Origin of the sequence: Rothia sp. P6271, assembly GCF_048512995.1 — a bacterium.
Lineage (GTDB): Bacteria > Actinomycetota > Actinomycetes > Actinomycetales > Micrococcaceae > Rothia.
Genome location: NZ_JBLXXV010000001.1, coordinates 427267 through 447397, shown reverse-complemented (window position 1 = coordinate 447397; position 20131 = coordinate 427267). Strand labels below are relative to the sequence as shown.

18 protein-coding genes and 1 tRNA gene are annotated in these 20131 nt (G+C 47.1%); 12 read left to right on the top strand and 7 right to left on the bottom strand.

All coding sequences use genetic code 11. The features are described from left to right. Positions 1–126: 126 nt before the first annotated feature. Complete coding sequence (locus ACN08X_RS02060; RefSeq protein WP_419105725.1) at positions 127–978, top strand: HpcH/HpaI aldolase/citrate lyase family protein; 852 nt, start codon at positions 127–129, stop codon at positions 976–978. 11 nt (positions 979–989) lie between these two features. Here ACN08X_RS02060 and ACN08X_RS02055 read toward each other — a convergent pair whose 3' ends face one another. Both ACN08X_RS02055 and ACN08X_RS02050 read right to left on the bottom strand, forming a co-directional pair. Next, positions 990–1223: a hypothetical protein gene (locus ACN08X_RS02055; RefSeq protein ID WP_419101059.1), complete on the bottom strand. Its 234-nt coding sequence runs from the start codon at positions 1221–1223 to the stop codon at positions 990–992. 235 nt (positions 1224–1458) lie between these two features. After that, positions 1459–1530, bottom strand: a tRNA-Thr gene (locus tag ACN08X_RS02050). A 161-nt stretch (positions 1531–1691) separates the two neighbouring features. Here ACN08X_RS02050 and ACN08X_RS02045 point away from each other — a divergent pair. The 4 genes from ACN08X_RS02045 to ACN08X_RS02030 all read left to right on the top strand — a co-directional run bounded on the left by ACN08X_RS02045 (position 1692) and on the right by ACN08X_RS02030 (position 5065). After that, positions 1692–2381: a DsbA family protein gene (locus tag ACN08X_RS02045; RefSeq protein WP_419107749.1), complete on the top strand. Its 690-nt coding sequence runs from the start codon at positions 1692–1694 to the stop codon at positions 2379–2381. Positions 2382–2407: 26 nt separating this feature from the next. Then, positions 2408–3235 (top strand): nitrilase-related carbon-nitrogen hydrolase, encoded by an 828-nt coding sequence (locus ACN08X_RS02040; RefSeq protein WP_419107748.1) that lies wholly within the window; start codon positions 2408–2410, stop codon positions 3233–3235. Between the two features lie 90 nt (positions 3236–3325). Further along, entirely contained in the window at positions 3326–4264 is a 939-nt protein-coding gene (locus ACN08X_RS02035; RefSeq protein ID WP_419107747.1) for a cation diffusion facilitator family transporter, read from the top strand. A 48-nt stretch (positions 4265–4312) separates the two neighbouring features. Beyond that, positions 4313–5065: a spermidine synthase gene (locus ACN08X_RS02030; protein WP_419107783.1), complete on the top strand. Its 753-nt coding sequence runs from the start codon at positions 4313–4315 to the stop codon at positions 5063–5065. On the opposite strand, the gene ACN08X_RS02025 is transcribed toward ACN08X_RS02030, so the two are convergent. Beyond that, on the bottom strand, positions 5060–5983 hold the full coding sequence (locus ACN08X_RS02025; RefSeq protein ID WP_419107746.1) for an EamA family transporter: 924 nt from the start codon (positions 5981–5983) through the stop codon (positions 5060–5062). The two genes, ACN08X_RS02030 and ACN08X_RS02025, sit on opposite strands and share 6 nt — an antisense overlap. A 258-nt stretch (positions 5984–6241) precedes the next feature. Between ACN08X_RS02025 and ACN08X_RS02020 the strand changes: the two genes are divergently transcribed. Continuing rightward, the gene (locus tag ACN08X_RS02020) at positions 6242–7042 is read left to right on the top strand and encodes a di- and tripeptidase (RefSeq protein WP_419107745.1); all 801 of its coding nucleotides are present in this window, start codon (positions 6242–6244) and stop codon (positions 7040–7042) included. Between the two features lie 93 nt (positions 7043–7135). Here the strand turns inward: ACN08X_RS02020 and purB are convergent, their stop codons facing one another. Beyond that, positions 7136–8575 carry an adenylosuccinate lyase gene (gene purB / locus ACN08X_RS02015; protein ID WP_419107744.1) on the bottom strand — a complete coding sequence of 480 codons (1440 nt, stop codon included), beginning with the start codon at positions 8573–8575 and terminating at the stop codon, positions 7136–7138. 255 nt (positions 8576–8830) lie between these two features. On the opposite strand from purB, the gene ACN08X_RS02010 reads away from it, so the two are divergent. The 6 genes from ACN08X_RS02010 (at position 8831) to ACN08X_RS01985 (ending at position 16232) form a co-directional block, all read left to right on the top strand. Next, positions 8831–9355, top strand: coding sequence for a hypothetical protein (locus ACN08X_RS02010; protein ID WP_419107743.1), 525 nt, complete (start codon positions 8831–8833; stop codon positions 9353–9355). A 12-nt stretch (positions 9356–9367) separates the two neighbouring features. Beyond that, positions 9368–11173 carry a hypothetical protein gene (locus ACN08X_RS02005; protein WP_419105720.1) on the top strand — a complete coding sequence of 602 codons (1806 nt, stop codon included), beginning with the start codon at positions 9368–9370 and terminating at the stop codon, positions 11171–11173. A gap of 89 nt (positions 11174–11262) precedes the next feature. Further along, positions 11263–12423, top strand: a complete 1161-nt coding sequence (locus tag ACN08X_RS02000) for a histidinol-phosphate transaminase (RefSeq protein ID WP_419105719.1) — start codon at positions 11263–11265, stop codon at positions 12421–12423. Between the two features lie 185 nt (positions 12424–12608). Then, on the top strand, positions 12609–13730 hold the full coding sequence (locus ACN08X_RS01995; protein WP_419101299.1) for a thiamine pyrophosphate-dependent enzyme: 1122 nt from the start codon (positions 12609–12611) through the stop codon (positions 13728–13730). Between the two features lie 4 nt (positions 13731–13734). Next, positions 13735–14715: an alpha-ketoacid dehydrogenase subunit beta gene (locus tag ACN08X_RS01990; protein ID WP_419101049.1), complete on the top strand. Its 981-nt coding sequence runs from the start codon at positions 13735–13737 to the stop codon at positions 14713–14715. Between the two features lie 32 nt (positions 14716–14747). Continuing rightward, entirely contained in the window at positions 14748–16232 is a 1485-nt protein-coding gene (locus tag ACN08X_RS01985) for a dihydrolipoamide acetyltransferase family protein (protein WP_419107742.1), read from the top strand. 550 nt (positions 16233–16782) lie between these two features. Here ACN08X_RS01985 and ACN08X_RS01980 read toward each other — a convergent pair. The 3 genes from ACN08X_RS01980 to ACN08X_RS01970 form a co-directional block, all read right to left on the bottom strand. Beyond that, on the bottom strand, positions 16783–17856 hold the full coding sequence (locus ACN08X_RS01980; RefSeq protein WP_419107741.1) for a hypothetical protein: 1074 nt from the start codon (positions 17854–17856) through the stop codon (positions 16783–16785). After that, a complete protein-coding gene (locus ACN08X_RS01975; RefSeq protein WP_419101046.1) occupies positions 17849–19177 on the bottom strand; it encodes an ATP-binding protein in 1329 nt (442 codons plus the stop codon). Before ACN08X_RS01975 ends, ACN08X_RS01980 begins: the two co-directional genes overlap by 8 nt. 80 nt (positions 19178–19257) lie before the next feature. Continuing rightward, positions 19258–19971 (bottom strand): LuxR C-terminal-related transcriptional regulator, encoded by a 714-nt coding sequence (locus ACN08X_RS01970; protein ID WP_419101045.1) that lies wholly within the window; start codon positions 19969–19971, stop codon positions 19258–19260. Between the last annotated feature and the right edge of the window lie 160 nt (positions 19972–20131).

The following is a 20131-nucleotide window of genomic DNA, read 5'->3' as shown; positions in this document are numbered from 1 at the left end:
ATATGACAAGGGCTATTGATTTTCGATAAAGCTGCTCTCAGACCGTCATAGTTCTAGGAGTCTTGAGGACTCTATCTATACACTGGAGATGAACAATATCATCGGCTCATTAGGAGTACAGCTCTCATGCCACATTTTCACCGCAATGAACGTGCCGCATCGTTGCCTGCCCGCCTATCTCGCAGCTGGTTACTTGTCTCAGCCGCTTCTTCTGAAGAAGATATCGCAAATGCTTTAGAGTCAGAATCAGATTCCATCCTCATCGATCTTGAAGATGGGACACCTGAAGATTTTAAAGACGAATCGCGTGAAAAAATTGTTGAACTGCTCAATGGGGAAGTCAGTACTTGGGCCAGAATCAACGGCATGAGAACAGAACACTGGAAGAAAGACGTTCAAGCACTCAGCAACGTTAAAGGACTACGCGGAGTCATGTTGGCAGAAACTGAGCACCCCGATGAAGTGACTCGAACTGCGATGATGATGCCAGCTGGTACACCGGTTATTGCATTAGTGGAATCTGCCTTAGGTATGGTGAACGTGGTAGATATTGCGCGTGCACCGGGGACGTTCCGTCTAGCCTTCGGAGTGGGTGATTTTCGTCGAGATACAGGCGTCTCGGATGACCCTATTGCCTTATCCTACGCGCGTTCTCAACTTGTGTTAGCGTCACGTGTTGGCGGCTTGCCTGGTCCTATTGACGGCCCTTCGCTAGGTAAACACGGTGGCTCTTTGATGAGTGACTGCGCTGTGACCTCAAGCCACGGTATGACCGGAAAATTACTTCTTGACCCTCAGCAAGCAGAAACTATTAATATTGCGCTTGCTCCTAGTGAAGAAGAAATTCAATGGGCACGTGAAATGTTAGCCGAATCAACAAATGGTGCAGTTCCCAAAGACGGTTCATACCTTCCACGTTTGGCGCGTGCACGTAAAGTTTCTGAACTTGCGAAAACTTACGGATTGTGGCGTAATTAGCGCCTTAACTGTTAACCTGCAGTGTGCCGGTCATCTGCATACCCGATGAGGTACGCCCAAGATAATGCTGTAACAATAGTGAGGATTACTGTGCCTACAAGAGACGAATCTATGGGAAAAAGGGAACGGTAAAAGAACCAGATACCTGCTGAGGGTAGGAGTGCGACTAAAAAGAGCAGGATAAAACCGCGCGAATAACGGAGTCCTGTTCGATGCTTATCGAATGTGAAATGCTCCCGTTGCATGAGAGAGTTTCCTCCAAAATGAGAAAATTTTAAAAGCGAGTGTACTAATACAATAACGCTTTATAGTTACTGTATCTAGAGGCACACAAAGTAAACATATATTTTCTTGGGAAAGCATTAAAAAGAGTTCAAAGAGACCTAATAACGACACCTCAACGAATAGTTCAACGAAAAAGAAAGCCTGTTAACTGAAACAGCGCTTTTACCATGACCATGGTAAAAGCGCTGAATATCGAGCCCCCAGTCGGATTTGAACCGACGACCTTTTCTTTACGAGGGAAATGCTCTACCCCTGAGCTATGGAGGCCTAATCCACCCTAAAGTGAACGAAAAACACTGTACCAGAACACCCGTTCTTACGCCAGTTCACAGCAAATATTTTGTGTCTCATGACGGTGCGTGCTCAAGAAACACCAATACACTATGGTTTTCTAGTAATAGCACCATCATAGAATCGGAGAAACAACCATGAACACAAATACCCCTTACACCCGACGTGCTCTCTTTGGCGTCAGCGCTTTCACCGCTACAACACTCCTACTCACCGCCTGCGGAACAACAGATAGCACCGCCTCATCTCACGGCAACACCAAAGCCGTAGACACCGGTGTACGAGACGACAACGGATACCACCTCAATACCGTTCTCAAGGATAAACCAACCGTCACACTCTTTACCGATTACCAGTGCCCCTACTGCAAAAAAGCTGACCCCGCCTATCTTGAAGCAGCCGGAGAACTCGACGGTATCCTCAACGTCACCGTTCAAAACTTTCCACTACCTATGCACCGTTTCTCTATCTCTGCAGCACGTGCAATGATTTGTGTACAAAACCAGAAGAAATACATCCCTTTCTCCGAAAAGGTCTTCTCTGAACAAAAGATGTGGGAAGAATCTGAGAATGAAGAAGCTGCCTACCAAAAATTTACGGACTACGCTAAAGAACTCGACCTTAACATAGACCAATTCAAAACGGACTATTCTGCCAGCAAAACAGAAGAAATCATCAAAGCGTCCTTCGAACAAGGTAAAAAAATTGGAGTACGAGGAACTCCAAGCTTCGTGCTAGATGGAAAAGTCCTTGAAAATGTCAATTCCTCAACCAACGCAGCCGATATGGTCAAAGAATTTAAAAAAGCTGCTGGCATCACTGAATAACACAACAGCGGACAATAGAACGCACCATGAAAATAGCTTTAGCGCAGATACACTCAACACCGAACATTTTTGAAAATCTCACAACAGTTCGAGACTACGCTGAACAAGCTCAACAACAAGGTGCTCAGCTGGTGGTCTTCCCCGAAGCAACGATGTTGCCTTTTGGGGAAGACCTCCGCGCTCAAACTCAACGCCACCACCACCGATGGGAACAAACTCTCGCTGCGCTCGCGCAAGAACTTGGTATCCACATCATTGCTGGCGGATTCGCCCCTGAACCCTTAGACGCCCACCGAGTTTATAACCAACTCAGTTGCGCATTTCCCCTAGATAATACGAAAAATTCGGATAATCAGCAAAGATTTCAATATTATCGAAAAATACACGTATACGATGCCCTAGGATACCGCGAATCTGAACATATCATCGCCGGTAAAGAACCAACTCTCGTTACCGTCGAAGGAGTCCGTATCGGGCTCAGTACTTGCTACGATGTACGTTTCCCCGAGCTCTACCAGCATTTGGCAGCGGCCGGCGCACAATGTATGGTCGTCTCTGCATCTTGGGCAGACGGCCCTCATAAACGCGAACAATGGCAGACACTGACCAGCGCTCGTGCTCTTGATACCGGCTCATATGTTATTGCTGTAGACCAAGCACTATCACCGACACCGAGCTCCGGCATGCCCACCGGTATCGGCTATTCTCGTGCCATAGCACCTCATGGAGAAATTCTCTGTGAACTGGGCGAAACCTCTGCTCTAGCTGTCGTCAATATTGACCTGACGCAGGTGAACCGCACCCGAGAGAACCTCCCTCTGCTTCAACAACGCCAGCTCAAAACCAATCTCTAAAACGGTGTGATTTCAGACTTTTCCTCTCCTCACTTCGTACCCTAAGTGATAGCATATTTTCCCTAAGACTATCGGGAAAGAACTACATTTATGGGCGAACACTCACACCATTCTCATCAGGGACATCATCACTCTCATTCCTCGACAAATCCCCGTAAGCTTTTAGCCGTTGCAGCCATTGCATGGGGGCTTTGTGCCGCGCAACTTTTTGGTTCTTTTCTCACCGGTTCCTTAGCTCTTCTTTTGGATACCGTGCACGTACTAACCGATGCACTAGGTGTGACAGTTGCTCTAATTGCTTCACGGCTTGCACTACGGCCTTCCACACACCGTCGCACATGGGGCTGGAAACGTGTCGAAATTATCTCTGCAATGTTCCAAGCCTCGATTCTATTGGGGGTTGGGGCACTCGTCATTGTTGAAGCAGTACGCCGCTTTTTCTCCCCAGAACCTATCGCAAGCGCTGAAGTGCTGATTTTTGGTGTTGTTGGTCTTATTGGCAACCTTGTGATGATTGCTATTTTGGTCGGTGGTGATCACCAGAACTTTAATATGAGGGCTGCTTTCTTAGAAGTTGTTAATGATGCTCTGGGGTCTGTTGCTGTTATTGTGTCTGCGGTGGTGATGAGCACAACGGGGTGGTACGGTGCAGATGCTGTTGTTGCTTTGTGTATTGGGGTGCTGATTGTTCCTCGGACGTTGTTGCTTCTTCGCGATACATTTGAGGTTCTTTTGGAATCGACTCCTCGTAATCTTGACCTTCAAGAATTACAAAAACATTTGGAATCTCAAGAACACGTCGTTGCGGTACATGATTTGCATGTTTCTCAGATTTCTTCGGATTTACCGGTGTTGACAGCGCATATTCTTTTAGAAGAAGAATGTTTTACCTCGGGTCATAGTGTTGAGATTTTGCGTCATTTACAAGCCTGTGTAGCAGAACATTTTGATGTTAGTATCGAACATTCTACTTTTCAGTTAGAACCAGAATCGTTTGGTTCTGAGCAACATTATCGAAATCTTCCTTAAGGACTCTCGGTGGCTTATCCTTCTCTTCGCCTATCAACATCGGGGCTTATGGCCCGTATTATTCCTGATGAGATGAATCAAGGGTCGTATATTCTTTGTCTTGGTGCTGCAGAGCAATCTCATGTTAACTTGTTGTCTCCGGAGACTATTTTTTATGAGTATCTTCGTCGTATTGGCAATGTGATTGATGTGCTTGCTGATGCTGGGGAGCCATTGCGTATTGCCCATTTAGGTGCTGGTGCGTTAACTCTTGTGCGTTATGTTCAAGCAACACGTCCTGGTTCGGTTCAGGTTGCTGTTGATATTGAACGAGAACTCGTTGAGTTTGTGACCGCTCATCTTCCGTTGCCGCCGGGTACGCAATGTGAGTCTGTTGTTGCTGATGCTCGTGAGGTGTTAGCGCAGATACCGCAACTATTAGATAGTCCAGCTGGTGTAGACGCTATAGTGCTCGATATTTTTTCGGGGTGGGATGCTCCTGAACATCTACGGCAACGCGGATTCTATGAATCAGCGCAACGTGTTTTGAGTGATGATGGTGTTCTTTTAGTGAATGTTGGTGATGATTCCGGTTTGAGTTTCTTTGCTTCTCAAGCTCAACACATGTTAGAGGTATTTGAGCATGTGTGGTGTTTATGCGAACGTTCAATGCTGACGGCGAAACAGGCTGGCAACTTGATTCTGGTGGGTAGTCGTCATGTGTTAGATGAGTCGAGTAGAGCCTTTTTAGAGGCTGCAGGGCCACATCCTGGTGCAGTTTTAGATACATGGCAGGTTGCTGATTTTGTGAAGAGCCTATGAGGTTTTTCTTTTTCTGCGAACGGTGACGTTTGCCCCGACAACTTTTGAACGGGAGCTGACGGTGATTCCGATACTTGCTATAACGAGGAGGATAATTGCAATCCACCGGTAGAGACCCGTATGTTGCGCAAGCAGTATCCAACCGGCAAGTGCCGCAATAGCTGGTTCTAAGCTGAGGAGGATGCTGAAAGTATTTTGGGGTATTCTGCGCAGTGCCGCGAATTCGCAGGTTGCTGGAACTAGTGATGAGAATAGTGCGGTGGCTAAGGCAAAGAGTAGTAGTTTGATGTCGTTTAAGACGATGCTGGCGCCGGCTGCTCCTACGGGTAATAATGTGAGTGTCGCAATGAAGAGTCCTACGGCGAGTCCTGAACTGCCTTGGATGACGGCTCCTAAACGGGTGCTAGTGATAACGTATGCCGCCCAGAAACCGCCGGCAATTAGAGCGTAGAGAACGCCTAGCAGCTCAACATGTGAAGAGTCGTTCAGGGCGTCTACTCCGAGAATGATAAGTCCTGTGGCGGCAAGGAGCGCCCAAAGAAAGTCGATGAGTCGTCGAGAGAGGACGATGGCTAAGACGAGTGGGCCCACGAACTCGATAGCGACCGCTAATCCGAGAGGGATGCGGGCGATTGCTTGATAGAAGAACCCGTTCATGAGACCTAATGAGATGCCGAAGCGGATGGTAGCTTTCCATTGTTGGGTGTTCCATACTCTAACATTAGGCCGGATGAATGCTAAGACGATGAGTGAAGCGAAGCCTAGGCGTAAGAGGCTCACACCCCATGCGCCAATGTGAGGGAAGAGGTGGACGGCGAAGGCTGAGCCAAATTGTAGTGAGAAGCAAGAACCTAAGACGAGCCATACTCCGGCGGTGTGTGCAGAAGGTCGTATCGTACGTAGCGGTAATGTAGACAAATTTACTTTCTTTTCGGCAGATGGTAGTGGGGGAGGTCGTGGTTGCGGTTATGGGGTGTAACAGCAGAATAGTTATTTTAGCGTTAAGTTTTCGGTTCAGAAGAACCTTGTAATTACAAGAAATATGTAGGTTTATGGGGTGTGTGGTGATGTTCTGAGGAAACAAAACTTTTATGGACACTTTTGTTCAGGTGACTGCTAGCGCCGAATAGGCGTTTTTGAGCTGAAAAATAGTAGCTAAGGTGGTTTACTAAAAGCATGTTTGATTCTATGAAGAACCCTTTTGATACTGACGGTAAACCAAAACCGGCGTTGACGAAAAGCCTTGATACCATTTTGAGGATTCAGCGTCCTTTGGTGGTGTCGATGGTGATGCGAGTTCGCGAACGCCATCCTGAAGAGTCACCGGCACAAATTGCAAAACGTTTGGAGACTATTTATCTACGTGATATCACCATCGGTGGTGGTGCTGTAGGTGCTTCAGCTTTTATTCCCGGTGTGGGAACTGCAACTTCTGTTGGTTTATCAGCTCTCGCGGTAGGAGGCTATCTTGAACGTACCGCCTTATATGTACAAGCGTTAGCGGAGCTTCACGGTGTACACGTTGATAACCCTGAAGCTGCACGCGCCATGGTCATGGGCATCATGTTAGGTGATGATGGTGCTGTTCTGATGAGTACTTTGATGTCTCAGACTGGTAAGGCCGCCGGTATCTCCAATAAGTGGGGGCTGATGATGGGCAAAGATTCTCAGAAGTTCTTTAGCGTAGAACGCACTATCCGCAATATGTTTGTGAAACGGTTCTTAACACGCCAATCGGGCGCTCTTTTGGGCCGTGCTTTACCTTTTGGTATTGGTGCTGTGGTCGGCGGTGGAGCTAACTTGGCGTTAGGACGCAAAGTTGTTGAAGCAGCTCATGAAGCGTTTGGTGAGGCTCCACCGATGTTCCCTGCTTCGCTTTCTTTTGCAGAGCGAGCACCACGTTTTGAAGATTCTGTTCAGGCTCAACAACAGGTGCAGAAAGATTCTTCAATTATTCAGGGAGAAATTGCAGAATAATTCTCGGGTAGGTCGTATCGCTTCATAGATATAGCTGAGGGTTGCACACCTCATAACGAGGTGTGCAACCCTCAGCCGTTGATACCACTATTTTTAGTTGCTACGGTTCATAAACTGTACGAGGTCGGGTGCGATACCGGTGTACAGTGCGGGGGTGAGCTGGGATAGGCGCTGCTGGGCCTGCGCACTTAACCCTAACGAGGCAACAAATTCTTGGAGGCGTTGAGCGTCAACACGTTGTCCGCGGGTGAGCTCTTTGAGGCGTTCATACGGGTTTTCCATTCCTTCAACACCCGCGATCGCTTCGGCACGCATGACCATTTGGATGGCCTCAGCAAGTACCTCCCAGTTCTGGTCAAGGTCTTGAGCCATCACATCATCGGCAACATCTAGACGCTTGAGTCCTTTGACGACGTTAGACATTGCTAGAACAGAATGGCCAAAGGCAATACCGATATTACGTTGTGAGGATGAGTCAGTGAGGTCTCGTTGCCAGCGTGATTGAATCAATGTGGCGCTGAGCGTGCCAAGAAGAGCATTCGCAATTTCAAGGTTCGCTTCAGCATTTTCAAAGCGAATGGGATTGACCTTATGCGGCATAGTTGAAGAACCTGTTGCTCCGGCAACAGGAATCTGACGGAAGAAACCGATAGAGATATAGTTCCAGATATCGGTGCAGAGGTTGTGTAGCACCTGATTGAACCGTGACATGGCATGGTATAGCTCTGCTTGCCAATCATGGTTTTCAATTTGGGTTGTGAGCGGGTTCCAGCTTAGCCCTAATGAAGTGACAAACTCTTCGGAGATTTTAAGCCACGAAGCGTTAGGTGCAGCAACGACATGTGCAGAGAAAGTACCTGTTGCACCGTTGATTTTGCCGAGAAACTGCACTTCTTTGACGGCGTTAAGATGGCGATTAAGACGGTAGGCGAAGACTGCTAATTCTTTACCTATGGTACTTGGTGTCGCTGGCTGTCCATGGGTTCGGCTCAACATGGGAGTATGAGCGGAATCTTCTGCCATGGTGCGAAGTTGTGTGATGAGTTCTTCAGCTTGTGGAATCCATACGTGGTGTACGGCGTCTTTAATACCTAGAGCGTAGGAAAGGTTATTGATGTCTTCTGAGGTACACCCAAAATGTACGAGCGGAGTTAGATGTTCTAACCCGATAGCTGCTAAGCGGCGACCAATAAAATATTCTACTGCTTTGACGTCGTGGACGGTCGTTGCTTCAATTTCCGCTAGTTCGTTAATATCCTCAGGAGAGAATTCGGTGACAATGCTACGCAATGCGAGCTCTTGTTCTTCGGTGAGGGGTGAAAGCCTCGGAAGCACACTATTTTTGCAGAGGTAGATGAACCACTCTATTTCGACGTGGATACGGTCACGGTTAAGAGCCGCTTCTGAGAGGTAATCGACGAGAGACTCTGTTACCGTTTTATAACGGCCATCCAGTGGGCCTAACGCGATAGCTGAGCCAGTGAGGCTACGTCGTCCATTGGGTAGGGTCATGCAAAGATCAGGTTGAGACATATTTCTATTCTGTCATGGGATATGCCAGTTGCGGTTGAGATAACTCAGAAAAGGTCAAAAGCGCAGTTACTGTTGCGTCATACTCAAGAAACCTTGTCTTTCAATCTTGTGGAAAATACGACTTAGAACATCATTTGCCTCGATATTATCCACAATTTTTCTTCTCTTTCCCCTTCACTGCTACTGTTCATTTAGCGTATCTCTAGAACACCTACACCAGAGAAACGCACCTTTGAGGAGACCATACATATGGATATGGAAGAACGACACCTTTTTCTTCTTGCACAACAGCATGGCTTAGGAACTTCTCGAAGTGCTCCTGCTGCTGAAGGACTTTTTCACCTTGGACATCACATCCGCGAACAAACACAACAACTTGCCCAACGCCTCGACCAACAACAAGAAAATCAACGACAGATTCAACGCACCCTTCAGCTGAAAACACAGGTGGAATGGGACTCTCTCGCATCTAAAAACTTTTACCGGCTCATCGAAGAGGAAGAACACTCACAACAGTATCTAGAACATCAACTTCAAGAAAAATCTCATAACCTCATCCATGCTGGCGAAGAACTAGCACAACAGGCAGAAAGACTTAGCGCTCTTATCGCTGCTGCTGGCGTTGCGGTAGATCACGCCATCATAGAAGCACACCGATACAGCGACGCTGCAATAACCGGTGTCGAAATCCTCCACACACAGAGCGTTAGAAATACTCAAATAGCTCTAGAGTCTCTCCTTCACCACCCATTGATGAACTTCCTGCCTACCTACTCGTAGAAAGCCCCCATCATGACTTCTTCTCTTATAAGGTTGAAAGAATCTCACGCTACAGTGATGAGAAATATCCGAGAAGGGCACACCACCCTTCTGCGAGTAGACACGACAAGCCTCAAAGAATACTCAACACACCTACACCGCACGCACGAAATAAATCAACAGGTTGCGCAAGAACTGAGCATCATATCTGCTGATGTGATGAAGCTACTTGCCCTACACCCTCAAGGTCTTTCTCTGGGCACAGAAATCCTAGAACTATCTCAGTGCAGCACACAGCGCGCCAGTGAACAACTAGACCTTGCCGTTCGTCTCGAACAAACAAGTATCGCCTACGAACAAGCTGATTACATTGCTACGGAGCTTTTACGCACCTGCCAAACCCAACTACCGGCAGCCATGTATTGGATGGGCTCACTCTTTAGCTCAGGCGGTCCACTTGCTGACGCAACAACGCTGATGCCCGTTGCTGGTCCAATCACGAGTTTCTTAGGACAACGAATTTTCTTCGGTATGGGGTATTGGGGAGACTACCTATATAACGGTGAAGAATACGCAAACCGTCGTCGAGCAGAAAAAATGAAGCTTTACGGTATCAGCTCCCTCAGTAGAACTGCCACAGAATATGTTGAAGATAAACTCCACCGTGGAGGATACCTCAGAACATTAAACCTATCAGGAGTGCAAACATACGATGCCTCTGACAACGCAACCTTTGAACACATAGAACAGCAACTTGTTATTCCTCAAAGCCCCGCTGATTACGCACATAACTTGGACATCATATCCTCTGGCGTCAACACTATTGATGAGTTACAACACCAAGAAGGAATCAACGTCGAATACGACGGCGTCTTTTTACAACACATCCAAGACGAATCAGGACACCTCCACGGTGTAGTTGCTTACGTCCCAGGAACCGATACAGATGGCATCACCTTACATGGTGGTCCTCTTGGTATCGCCAGCAACCTCAGCTCCGTCACAGACTCACCAGAAACACCGATGGAAGAAAGCTCTGCTGGACTACAACTATTAGATACTGCCTTAGAACAGGCAAACCTGCCATCAGATACACCCATCTACTTAGCCGGATTTAGCCAAGGCGGAGCAATAGCTGCAGTTGCATCAACACATCAACAATTCCGTAAAAAACACAATGTACAAGGAATATATCTTCAAGGCGCACCCATCGGTTCTTTGCCCCTAGCGACAGACATTCCCATACAAGTCCTTGCCGACCAAGATGACGGCGTTACCCGTATCCAAGGAACATCGCTCAACAGCACACGTACCCCAAACGTCTCAATGTTAGAGACACACTACAGAGAAACTCCTACCGGTGCTCAAGAAACCCAAGAACGTGCCCAAAAAATTCGAGAAACAACACAAATTTTTGGACATTACCCCATATGGCAAGGAAGTACATCATATTTTGCCGGATTAGTGAGCCGTCATGCCCCGACCGAACACGGATACCGCCAATACCGTATCAGCACCGAAAACTATCCACGAGCGCACCAGCCTCTACCTATGATGAAAAAGTTCTCGAAAAAACAGCATAAAACCAAGCTGTCGGTTATTGCTGGATCCACATTGCCCAGAAACCTCAGCAAACCCGAAATACTTGCTCACGACCTAAGAACAGGCACACATGTTGGGGCACATTTTGCTTCATCTATTGCCCAGAACCTTCCTGGAGAAGCCGGAAAAATCGCGAGCACCCACCAAAAAATAGAAGACATCAGCAACGACTACCTAACGCCAGAAGAAAACCCCTTCAACGAATACTGGTATGACTACCATCCTGCAAAAAGATAAGACAAAACGTCAACACTTCAACAACACCCCAACATAGATGAACAAGACGGAGGTGTAAAAGAAAAACAGAAAGAACTACACTCGAAACTATGAACAATCCTTCTTGCGATAACAACACTCAACTGCCCTCTCCACGGGCAGTATTCTCCCAATTACCCCAATATTCTGCTGGTAAAGCACCACAACCAGTACCTGGACTTGAACAATATAAACTTTCTTCTAATGAGAACCCTCTCGGGCCAGTACCAGAAGTGGCGCATATTCTTGAGAACTTCACTCAAGCTCACCGATACCCCGACCCCCTATGTAGCTCACTACGTTACGCGCTCGCCGAGGAACACGGAGTACCTGCTGACGATATCGTAACCGGTGCTGGTAGCCTCGGTGCACTCAATCAGATTCTTGCGACCTTCGCTGGAACATCTGCTGAGGGTGGTGCAGATGAGGTGATTTATGCTTGGCGCTCTTTTGAGGCATATCCTATTTGTGTGGGGTTAGCTGGGGCGAAGAGTGTTCAGGTCCCTCTCACTGCTGAGGGCGCACACGATTTAGACGCGATGGTCGAAGCTATCACTGAGAAAACTCGTGTCATTCTTGTTTGCACACCGAACAACCCTACTGGGCCATCTGTTACAGAACACCAGCTCCGTTCCTTCTTAGATCGGGTCCCTTCACATATTGTGGTGGTCATCGACGAAGCCTACTTTGAGTTCTGTGAGGCCTCGCCGGTTATGGCGGGAGAAGAACCTCCGGTCAACGGGCTATCGGTTTATCCTGATTATCCAAACGTTATTATTTTGCGGACATTCTCAAAAGCTCAAGGACTTGCCGGTTTACGCGTCGGATACTCCATTTCTCATCCTCAGCTAACACAATATCTGAGAGTTGCAGCAACACCTTTTGCGGTGAGCAGTATCGCTGAACAAGCCGCAATTGCATCCATTAAACACCGTGACGTGGTGATGGAACGCGTGAGACATCTCGTTGCTGAACGTGAGCGTGTGGTACATGCTTTGCAGGATTTAGGGTGGTGGATTCCTACGACTCGAGCCAATTTTGTGTGGCTTAATCTTGGTGAAAATACTGCAGATTTTACGCAAAGAGCTGAATCATGTGCCTTATCTGTGCGTGCTTTTGCTCACGAGGGGGTTCGTGTTTCTATTGGAGAAGATGAAGCTAACGACCGTTTGATTGCGCTCTGCGAATCGGTTGAATATGCACCTCAGCGCCCAGAAGGAACACATTTTTAGCCCCCTTTAAGGACGGTGAAGAAGCGTTGTGTGGGAGTGCTCTGATGACCCCATAAAATGCTTATTTGTACTGGTGAGACCGCTTTAATAAGGACACGCAGAACATCAAGTATTCAGAGTATTCCCACCAAAGAGGAATAGTGTATAAGGAGGTAACACCCACTAATCTGTACGAAGGCGGAACGATGGTAGAACGTCACCACAGTACGAGCAATATTCCACCGTTGATCCAATTGATGGATGCTTCAGCTCAACTAACCTCACACGAAGTGTTCAGTGAATACGTCAAAGACATTGGGGTAGAAGAACTTCAAGAGTTCTATCGTCAAATGGTGATTGTTCGTCGCTTCGACGATGAAGCAACCGCGTTACAACGCCAAGGCCAACTATCACTATGGGTTCCTAGCCGAGGACAAGAAGCAGCTCAAGTTGCCTCAGGGTTTGCTCTATCATCCGAAGATTATGTGGTTCCTTCATATCGAGAGCATGCGTTAGCTTTCTCTCGAGGTATTCCTCTCGAACATTTAATGCCGTTTTTTCGTGGTTCTGGAACCTGCGGGTGGGATATCAAAAAGCACCGTTTTCACCCCTATACTGTTGTGCTTGCAGCTCAAGTACCTCAAGCTGTTGGCTACGCAATGGGCCTGAAACGTCTGTCTTCACTGCAGAGCGATTCTTCCCAACCGGCAGTTGCCGTCTATTTCGGGGATGGTTCCTCTACCGAAGGTGACGTTCATGAATCAATGGTTTTCGCAGCCTCTTACGACGCTCCCGTATTATTCTTCGTGCAAAATAACCGTTGGGCTATTTCTGTTCCTTTTACAACACAGTCGCGTGTGCCCATCGCAACGAGAGCACAAGGGTACGGTTTCGAAGGGCTACGAGTAGACGGCAACGATGTTTTAGCTGTCGTCGCAGCAACCCGCTATGCTCTCGAAAAAATTCGGGCAGGAGAAGGCCCCGTCTTGATTGAGGCAGAGACCTACCGTTTAGGTGCACATACAACAGCTGATGACCCTACGAAATATCGTGAAGAACAAGAACTCCAAGAATATTTAGCTCTAGACCCTCTCATCCGTTTAGAAAAGCATTTACGAAACTACTATGCGGTAGCAGATTCCTTTTTTGAACAGGTACAGCAGGAAGCGTCGACGATAGCTCAACGAGTACGAGACTACACACTCAATTCTGAGCCAGAAGATTTTGAGAAAAACTTCGATAACGTCTATGCACAACCGCATGCACAAACAGAAGCAGATAGAGCATTCTACCGTGAATATGTCGAAGGTTTTGAGGACGAGGACTAAACACATGACTTACGAAAATTTAGCGTTATCTAAAGCGATTACTCGTGCCTTATCTGATGAGATGTCAGCTTGTGAAGAGGTGATTGTTTTAGGTGAAGATGTGGGAAAGCTTGGGGGAGTATTCCGTGTAACGGATGGTCTTTACCAAGATTTTGGGCCACAACGGGTATTAGATACACCCTTGGGAGAATCTGGAATTATCGGTACTTCTATTGGTATGGCCATGAGCGGGTTACGCCCTGTGCCAGAGATTCAATTCGATGGTTTTGTTTTTCCTGCGTTTAACCAGATAACAACTCAGCTTGCTAAGATCCGTACTCGCTCTACTGGTCAGTTGAGTGCTCCTGTAACCATTCGTTTGCCTTATGGTGGGGCAGTGGGCGCTATTGAACATCATTCAGAGTCGCCAGAAGCTTATTTTGCTCATACGCCGGGGTTGCGTGTTGTGGCTCCGTCATCTTCACATGATGCGTATTGGATGCTTCGAAAGAGTATCCAACACCCCGACCCCGTAATCTTTATGGAGCCTAAACGTCGTTACTGGCTCAAGGGGGATGTCGACTTTTCTGCAGATGATTATGACCCGTTCCATGCAGCGATACTTCGAGAAGGTACAGACCTGACTTTGGTCACGTACGGTGCTCTTGTTCCGGTTGCTTTAGCTGCAGCTGAAGCGGCTTTAGACGATGGACACGATATTGAAGTGATTGACCTGCGTTCTATCTCTCCGCTGGATGTTGATACGGTTGCAGGTTCTGTGAACAAGACGGGGCGTGCTGTGATTGTTCAAGAAGCGAGTACCTTTGTGTCATTATCTTCAGAGCTAAGTGCTGCTGTAACAGAACAGTGCTTCTACTCTCTAGAAGCTCCTGTATTACGTGTAGGTGGTTTTCATATGCCTTATCCGGTACCAAGAGCTGAAGAAGAATTTTTACCCGGTATTGACCGCATTCTTGATGCTATTGACCGTTCGTTCTTGTATTAGAACCATCTCCCTCAGACGAAAGGACACAAACGATGTCTCAGGTATTTAGACTTCCCGATGTGGGAGAGGGCCTCACTGAAGCAGAGATTCTTCTGTGGAAAGTCTCCTGCGGTGATACTGTTGCGATTAATGATGTGCTGGTTGAAGTAGAGACTGCTAAATCGGTGGTGGAACTTTCATCCCCTTATGCGGGTGTGGTTCAGGAGTTGCACGCTCAGGAGGGGCAAACTCTTGAGGTTGGTGCTGCGTTGGCTACTATCTCGTCTTCCGAAAAGGATTCTGAGTCTACGGGGCAGAACTCTCACGAAGCTGCTGAAGACAATAACGCTCAGGGCAGTTCAGTCCAGGGTACTTTGGTTGGTTCGGGGCCTAAAGCTGACCCTATCAAGCGTCGTGCCCGTAAACGCCGTGTAGCAGATGGGGTGAAGCATCAGCCTGCGTTATCTGCTCAGCCTCAAGTATCTGATGATTCGGTTCAGGAAGATTCTCACGAACGACGTTTTTCGAGGGCGTCGTTGAGCGCCTTGACAGAAAAAGCGAGTGCTTTGTGGGAAGAAGGGCTTAAACGTCTTCCTGTTGTAGAGAAGGAACCGGTTGCTAACCAGCCGGTGGGTTCTATTCCTCGTCCGCAGATGTTGGCGAAACCTCCGGTGCGTAAAGCTGCACAGGATATGGGGGTTAACCTTGCGGATGTTGTTCCTACTGGAAATCATGGTCAGGTGACTAAGAATGATTTATTAAATTATGTGGCTCATCTGCGTGAAAAAGATTCGACAACGGAGCAAGTTTTCCCTGAGTCTTTTTGGATACCGCAGGGCTCTGGTGGCGACCGTATTGAACGGATTAAAGTACGTGGTGTTCGTAAAGCTACTGCTAAGGCTATGGTGAAGTCTGCCTTTACGTCTCCGCATGTTTCTATTTTTGTGGATGTGGATGCTACTCGCACCATGGAGTTTGTGAAACGTCTTAAAACTTCAGAGCAGTTTGCGGGGGTTAAGGTGACGCCTTTGTTGATTTTGGCAAAGGCTGTTATTTGGGCAGCTGCTCGAAATCCTCAAGTGAATGCGACATGGACTGATCAAGAGATCCTTATTAAGCATTTTATGAATTTGGGTATTGCTGCAGCGACTCCGCGGGGTTTGATGGTTCCTAATATTAAGGATGCTCAAGAGCTTTCGTTGAAGGAACTTGCTGTAGCACTCCATGAGTTAACGGTTCGTGCACGTGAAGGTAAAACACAGCCGAGTGAGATGGCTCAGGGGACGATGACCATTACGAATATTGGTGCTTTGGGTATTGATACGGGAACTCCGATTATTAATCCGGGAGAAGTTGCCATTATTGCTTTTGGCACGATTAAGCAAAAGCCGTGGGTGGTTGATGGTGAGGTGATTCCTCGTTGGGTGACGACTCTTGGCGGGTCTTTTGATCATCGTGTGGTTGATGGTGATTTATCTGCTCGTTTTATGGCGGATGTTGCTGCCATCTTGGAAGAGCCAGCTTTGCTCTTGGAATAGTCAGAGGTTGATATTTTTAATATTTAGGGAGAGTTTCTTCTCAACGTAAGGCCCGCAGGTACGAGAACCTGCGGGCCTTACGTCAAGGCGGTGTATTACCAGCCTTATATTCTGGATTCTCTGCGGTACTCATGATGAGTGCGAACTACCCAGAATGACAAGTGTTCTTATATGAGTTGTTGAGATGTTCTCCCCCAAGAACTTTCTCAACGGTCAAAAAGATTCTTCAATCTTCGTTGATAAGAACCTGGTGTTACACCTTGTATGTTGAATATTTTCTGGGTCCGTCCCCCAACATTCCCAGAGAACTTTTAGATGTTGGTACCTCCCGATGAGGTTGCCACTTCTCTCAACATAAAAATAATTATTCCAAAAAGTATTGAAAATGTATGTCCCTAAACTTGTTTACTTTATAGTGCAAATAAGCCTACAAAGTATTGTTTTCGCGCCGTTTACTCCACGTTACGAGAAGATATCGTATGTTATTCATCATATGGGCGATGGGGGCTTCGGAAATATGCTATTTGGGAAGAGGAGAGAAACAGCCTTGTTAGAACTGTATAACTTCTCCAGTTCCTTGCATAATCTCGATAGCTGAAGGGCTTTCGTCATCTTCGTCATTGCCATCATGAACGACCATGACAGCAACTTTGTCGCTGGCTGGAAAAGCGCGAATCGTGATAGTTCCGCCTGTTGCGCGGCCTAATAAATCAAGTGCGCATTCAGTCAGAGAGCTTTCAACAGCTTCTGGGAGTGAGCAACCGCGCTCGTCAAGAATATCCACTTTGACGCCTCTGCGTCGAGCTTTAAGGGCAGCGTCGAGAATGGAACGATTCGCAATATATCGACCACGAATAGTGTCTCTCAGCTGTGCCTCGGTAAAACGAAAGTCATCAATTTCTTCAGCTGTAATCGGAGCATCGTTATATGCGATACGGTGTAACATGCCTTCGGTCAAAGCTCGTACTTCTTGAACTCGTTGAGCGGCAATATTACTAATATCTTGTTCTTGTGCGTTATTAGATTGCAAACGCTTAATGAGTCGTATTGTTTGGCGGAGGACGCTGTCAATAGAAGCGATTTGTTGTCGGAAAATATATGCCGCTCTAATCAAAAATGCAGGAATGATGAACTCTGCCAAAATGGTGAGCGTTGAGGTAAAAAGATTTTGATGCCATTTAGCGACTAATAAAGCCGAAATAATATAGATGGCAACAGCAGTATAGGTGCGCTCCCGGAGCACCAGAATAATGCAAGTAATCAGGGTGACAGAAACGGGCCAGAGTAGCCAGAAAGGCCGTAGGTTATGTGGTAAGTCGCTCAGTGCTAACTGCGTAATAAGCATCGAAACGAACATGATGATTGGTAAAAGAATGAGCGGGAGTTTTATGCTTTTTTGTGTGGGGAACAATAATAAAATCATGTTCAACACAATGCATGCAATGAGGGTTACATCATTGCCGAGCGGGATAGCGGCTAATGATATATGCCATGTAAGGTATCCCAGAGAGAGAAGCACAAAAATTGCTAGTGAGCTGACGCGGAAGGCCGGCGCATTATAATACTTTTTAACGTTTGTAATATTGTGGTATTTTTTATTGAACATTTGACGAGTATTATGCATGGTCATCACTCGGCCATTGAATGGTGACGGTCGTGCCCCTATGATGTGCTGACTCAATAGTTGCACTCCCTCCAGCCTCTTCCATAGAACGAATCATTGATACGCGCACACCAAGGCGACGAATATCAAGATTCTTAAGGTCAAAGCCCTGCCCCTTATCGCTAACGGTGCAGTAAATATAAGATTTCTCTTCATCGACACGTTTCGTGGAATTTTTCGGTCTACGCAGTTCTGTACGAATACTAATGAAGGTCGTTCGAGTCCCAGAATGTCGCGCACTATTAGAGACGGCCTCCGTGACGGCATGAGTAAAAGCGCGTGCAGTGTCGTTTGGTATGGTGCTGTTAGGATTAGCGCGTGGGAAGGTTTGTCGTTTTTCCGGTACGAAACGTAAACGAGTGTTCCAAGGATATACACCTGTGGCAATTTGTTCGGTGAGCTCTTGGAAGGTGATAAAACTCTTTGGTTCAGCTTTATAGGCTTCTTCTTCAAGAACACTAATGGCTCGTTGAGCAAGCGTGCGTGTTCTATCTGCTACCGGTCCAGCCATACGGCTGGCATCGAGGAGAGCTGCCATCACATTATCGTGGACGAGCTTATCGAATTCTTGAAGGTCTTTTGACTGGTCTTTTGAACGGTTAAGCTGAAGTTTTGATGAGAGTGCATCAGAATATACGGAGTCCGTTCGTCGTGCAAAATCTTTGATATATGCGAACATCGTACCGAGGATAAGCGCCGCTATCGTAAACGTTACTGTTCGTCCAAGAGCCTCATCTAATTGAATTTCTGATGTCGCTCGATAAGACGCAAAAATCAGTCCGCCAAAAAGAGCTGCTGAAAGTCCTATAACGTTATAAATAACGGTTCGGAAATTTCCTAGACAGATGGGTGTGATGAGACCGTAAAGACCAAGAAAACGGCACCACGGCATGAGAGCAGTGCTCGTTTCAGGGGTTACTGCTAGCGGCCAGGTCAGATATGCGGCGTAGGCAATGAACAACGGGGGTAAGAGAGCCACCTTCGGCGAATCATCTTTGCGCATTCCCAGATAAATCAGACTGGCAGAATGCAGTAATACACATAAGGCGAAAATAATATGCCAGAGGGCAAAATCAATGACATGGTGACTAGGTATTGCAAGACCTTGTACTAGTAGAGCTACTGCTAGGGGCGCAAAAAATACCTCAAAAGTATAGGTCGTCGCCAGGTCATTGGCTGTGCGGTGCTGTCGGGATTCCCCAGAGAATAAGGTCCGGAGCGAAAAACCCTGTTGCAAGGAGCGTGACAGGTCTTTTGTAGCTCCAGTTCTGAGTCTATTCAACCTATTTCCTATAGTGGGGGCTACGATCTCTACTAATGCAGAGAACAGTATAGCAGTTATGTTTTGCGGTACTTACCTGATTAGAAGTAACGTTCTGCGCTGCTAATATCTTCCATGGTGTCGACCAGTCCATCTTCAATAGCACGAATTCTGAGGTCAATCTTCGTGGGGGCAGGACGGCCTACGCGCGCGTATTTTTCACGAATGCGATCGATATTAGTTTTAACCGCAGACTGTTTGATACCCATACGGCGTGCTACCTGTACTTGTGCGAATCCTGAAGCGTATAGACGCAAAGTTTCTTGCTCTCGAGGAGAAAGATTTGCTCGTGAGAACTCGTGGTCTCCGTCGATAGCTGCGGCGAGTTCTTTAGTGACAACAGCTTTACCATCAGCAATATTTTTTGCCTCAGCTAGTGCATGTTCTAAAGGCTCAGATTTACGGACAAGGCCAAGTGCGCCAGACTTCAATGCTTCACGAATCAGTGCGGGGTTCTCACCGATGGAGAAAATGAGGACTTTGACTCCGGCTTGACGTAATAATTCCACGTTTTCGCTAGGACGGGAACGGTCTTGGAGCGACAGGTCTAAAAGTACAACATCGCAGTCTCGTTTAATTTTTCCAAGGTCTGCAGTGCTGGGGTTACGGGGGTTGCGCCCTAAAGCTACTAATAAGTCATTGACGGTAGGGGAAGCTGCTACAAGCTCAACTGCTTCTGCTTTTTCTGCTACTGCACGCATACCTTCGCGCACGACTTCATGGTCATCGACAATTGCTACTCGTGTAAGAGTCATTTTTTCCCCGTTAGATACTCTGGTTTCCTGCCAATTCACGCGCTGCGTGGGATATGGGTTCAGTTCACCTCAATGATCATTAAAATATATGAATTATTTTATGCTCTTGTGAACCAAAACTAGGTTCAGCTAGATGTAGTAACATCTTACAACTTTAGTT

What these genes read in the sequence shown, in the direction of transcription:
- ACN08X_RS02040 (WP_419107748.1), top strand. Translation starts at nt 2,408, where the DNA reads ATGAAAATAGCTTTAGCGCAGATACACTCAACACCGAACATTTTTGAA.
- ACN08X_RS02030 (WP_419107783.1), top strand. Translation starts at nt 4,313, where the DNA reads ATGGCCCGTATTATTCCTGATGAGATGAATCAAGGGTCGTATATTCTT.
- ACN08X_RS02035 (WP_419107747.1), top strand. Translation starts at nt 3,326, where the DNA reads ATGGGCGAACACTCACACCATTCTCATCAGGGACATCATCACTCTCAT.
- ACN08X_RS02005 (WP_419105720.1), top strand. Translation starts at nt 9,368, where the DNA reads ATGACTTCTTCTCTTATAAGGTTGAAAGAATCTCACGCTACAGTGATG.
- ACN08X_RS01990 (WP_419101049.1), top strand. Translation starts at nt 13,735, where the DNA reads ATGACTTACGAAAATTTAGCGTTATCTAAAGCGATTACTCGTGCCTTA.
- purB (WP_419107744.1), bottom strand. Translation starts at nt 8,575, where the DNA reads ATGTCTCAACCTGATCTTTGCATGACCCTACCCAATGGACGACGTAGC.
- ACN08X_RS02055 (WP_419101059.1), bottom strand. Translation starts at nt 1,223, where the DNA reads ATGCAACGGGAGCATTTCACATTCGATAAGCATCGAACAGGACTCCGT.
- ACN08X_RS01980 (WP_419107741.1), bottom strand. Translation starts at nt 17,856, where the DNA reads ATGCATAATACTCGTCAAATGTTCAATAAAAAATACCACAATATTACA.
- ACN08X_RS02000 (WP_419105719.1), top strand. Translation starts at nt 11,263, where the DNA reads ATGAACAATCCTTCTTGCGATAACAACACTCAACTGCCCTCTCCACGG.
- ACN08X_RS01970 (WP_419101045.1), bottom strand. Translation starts at nt 19,971, where the DNA reads ATGACTCTTACACGAGTAGCAATTGTCGATGACCATGAAGTCGTGCGC.
- ACN08X_RS01995 (WP_419101299.1), top strand. Translation starts at nt 12,609, where the DNA reads ATGGTAGAACGTCACCACAGTACGAGCAATATTCCACCGTTGATCCAA.
- ACN08X_RS01985 (WP_419107742.1), top strand. Translation starts at nt 14,748, where the DNA reads ATGTCTCAGGTATTTAGACTTCCCGATGTGGGAGAGGGCCTCACTGAA.
- ACN08X_RS02060 (WP_419105725.1), top strand. Translation starts at nt 127, where the DNA reads ATGCCACATTTTCACCGCAATGAACGTGCCGCATCGTTGCCTGCCCGC.
- ACN08X_RS02045 (WP_419107749.1), top strand. Translation starts at nt 1,692, where the DNA reads ATGAACACAAATACCCCTTACACCCGACGTGCTCTCTTTGGCGTCAGC.
- ACN08X_RS02010 (WP_419107743.1), top strand. Translation starts at nt 8,831, where the DNA reads ATGGAAGAACGACACCTTTTTCTTCTTGCACAACAGCATGGCTTAGGA.
- ACN08X_RS02020 (WP_419107745.1), top strand. Translation starts at nt 6,242, where the DNA reads ATGTTTGATTCTATGAAGAACCCTTTTGATACTGACGGTAAACCAAAA.